Origin of the sequence: Rhodococcus sp. (in: high G+C Gram-positive bacteria) (genome assembly GCF_049299235.1) — a bacterium.
Taxonomy (GTDB): Bacteria; Actinomycetota; Actinomycetes; order Mycobacteriales; family Mycobacteriaceae; genus Rhodococcus.
Genome location: NZ_JBAQXC010000349.1, coordinates 1 through 2,536, shown reverse-complemented (window position 1 = coordinate 2,536; position 2,536 = coordinate 1). Strand labels below are relative to the sequence as shown.

Genomic DNA, 2,536 nt, shown 5'->3' with positions numbered 1-2,536 from the left:
GAACGCGATCGACGACCGGGCCAGGATCGCACCGACGCCGGCGGCGACGATCCCGATCTGCAGCAGCAATCCCAGTTGCAGACCGAGAATGTTCCAGTAGCCGCGCCGCAGTCCGTGCGTCAGACCCGAGGACATCGACGCGACGGCGCCCGCGCCGGGGGACAGACTGATCACCCACGCCGCGCCGAGGAACGCCAACCACATCTGCCAGGTCACCGCACGACCGTACTGCAGTGCGGCATCTACGACGTGCCGCCGATGATGTCGCGGTAGGCGGCGACCCCGTCGGTGGGGTGCCTCGTCAGTGTCGGATCGGTGCGGACGTCGACGGTGTAGAGGCCGAATCGTGGTGTGTAGGAGCCCCATTCGTAGTTGTCGGTCAGCGACCAATAGTTGTATCCGAAGACCGGGGCGCCGTCGTCCATCGCCAGGGTCACGGCCGCGATGTGTTCGCGCAGGTGCCGGGAGCGGGTCCAGCCGTCGCCGCGCGGCGCCCCGTCGGCGGTGGGCATGCCGTTCTCGACGATGTACAGCGGCATGCCGGGATATCGCCGGGTGTAGTCCATCACCGCGTCGTACAGGCCGCGTGGATGCGGGACGACGGCGGCGAAGTCGTCGAACGCGGCGTGGATCGCGGTGAGATTGCCGGGCGCCACCCCGTAGTAGTAGTCGATGCCGACGAAGTCCAGGTGGTCGCGGACGCGATCGAGGAACAGCGCGTCCAGATGGGGTTGTGCGCCGGGAATGTAGGCGACGTTCGAGGTGACGTTCGCGCCCGGATCGAGCCGGTGGATCAGCGTGTAGGCGCCGCGATGCGCGTCGACGAGCCGGTCGAACATGAGCGGCGCATCGTCGGGTGCCAGCCCGCCGAAGGTGAGTTCCTTCTGCACGTAGATCGTCGGCTCGTTGATTGTCACCCACAGGGCACCGACGCCGGCATACCGCGCGACCACGCGTTCGGCGTTGGCCAGCCATGCCGCGACCGTGCCGGGGTCCGCCCAGCCGCCGCGGTCGGCGATCCACCCGGGATACACCCAGTGATCGAGCGTGATCATCGGCCGCATGCCGTGTTCGCGGATCGCGGCGACCACGTCGTCGTAGTACGCGAACTCCGATTCGTCCCAGTGGTCCGGGCGGGGTTGGACCCGCGCCCATTCGACGGAGAACCGGAACACGTCGATGCCGAGGTCGGCGGCGCGAGCGATGTCCTCCCGGTACCGGTGCCGGAAGTCGACGGCGGTGCCGATCGGATCGTGGGTGCGTCCCGATGCGGAGTATCGGGACCAGTTGCTGTCCGGGGACGACCCCTCCGACTGGAATCCCGACGACGAGACGCCCCACAGGAATTCGGTGGGCGCAGATTCGTTCGGTGTTGCAGTCGCCGTCGTCGGGTGCACCAGGATCGATGCCGCGAGGCCGAGGGTGAGGGCGGCGGCCCGCAGGCGGTTCATCGGGGCACTGCCGCGACGGCCGACGCGATCGGTGTCCACAGTTCCGTGAGGACCCGGCGTCCGATGAAGAGACCGATGTGCCCGTCGTCGACGGTGTGCGCGGTGATCTGCTCGGGGTCGGTGCCGACGAGTCGCGCCAGCGCGTGCACCTGTGCGGGCGGCGCCAGCAGGTCGCCGGTGCCGGCGAGGAGGGTCACCGGGCAGTCGATGGCGGTGAGGTCGACGCGCCGATCGTCGACCACCAGTTCGCCGCGGGCCAGGTCGTTGCCGACGACGAGGTGCTCGACGATCCAGTCCCGGAACGCGCTGGGCATCGGCTGGCGCCACGCGAACCAGCGGCGACCGGCGGTGATCCGCGCGATTTCGTCGGGGTCGTCGAGTTCGGCGAGCAGGGTCATCGCGCGCTGGACCTCGCCGACCGGATCGGTGAGGTGCAGCCCGAACACGTGGCCGGTGTTGTAGATCAGGGTTGCGAGCGCGGAGCCCGCCCCGAGTGGCAGGTGGGCGAGCAGGTCGAGTCCCGGACGGTCGGCATGGAAGTCGATCGGGGCGCCCGCCACGGTCAGGGTGTGCACGCTGTCGGGGTGCAGCGCCGCGTATACGGTGGCGAGCCAGCCGCCCTGGCTGTCGCCGATCAGGTTGACGCGCCCGCCGAGGTGGGCGACCGCTGCGGCGACGACGGCGAGGTGTTCGTCGATGGAGTCGCCGTCGGTGTCGTCCGTGGCGGGCAGCCAGTCCAGGCAGTGCACTCGGGTGAGTCCACCGGCGTGCAGTGCGGTGACCTGGCTGCGTTCGGGAGAGTGGTCGACGATGCACGATGCGGTGCCCGCCTGCGGGGGCAGCAGCAGGGTCGGCACTGTCTCGGTGCCCGGTGGGGATGTGATGGTGCAGTCGCGCAGCAGTGCCAGCGGCCACTGTCGGACGACGGGCCACGGATGCGCCCACGCGGGGCGGCCGCGGTCGGTGAGCGCATTCATGAGGGCGGCGGTGTCGTCGACGATGTCGACGGGTTGGGCGCCGCGCCGGGCGAAACCCCGCAGGTAGGCGCTCCAACCGGCGATCGCCGCGGCCCCGATGTGAAAGGG

General features: G+C 70.0%; 3 protein-coding genes. All 3 read right to left on the bottom strand.

What is annotated here, in order from left to right:
* Positions 1 to 216 (bottom strand): LysE family transporter (locus WAX14_RS21840; RefSeq protein ID WP_422630137.1); only part of this gene is annotated, 216 nt, incomplete at its 3' end.
* Positions 217 to 242: 26 nt separating this feature from the next.
* Positions 243 to 1,451: a glycoside hydrolase family 1 protein gene (locus WAX14_RS21835; protein ID WP_422630138.1), complete on the bottom strand. Its 1,209-nt coding sequence runs from the start codon at positions 1,449 to 1,451 to the stop codon at positions 243 to 245.
* Positions 1,448 to 2,536, bottom strand: a 1,089-nt coding sequence (locus WAX14_RS21830; protein ID WP_422630136.1) for an alpha/beta fold hydrolase, incomplete at its 5' end; no start/stop codon positions are given. The genes WAX14_RS21835 and WAX14_RS21830, both read right to left, overlap by 4 nt.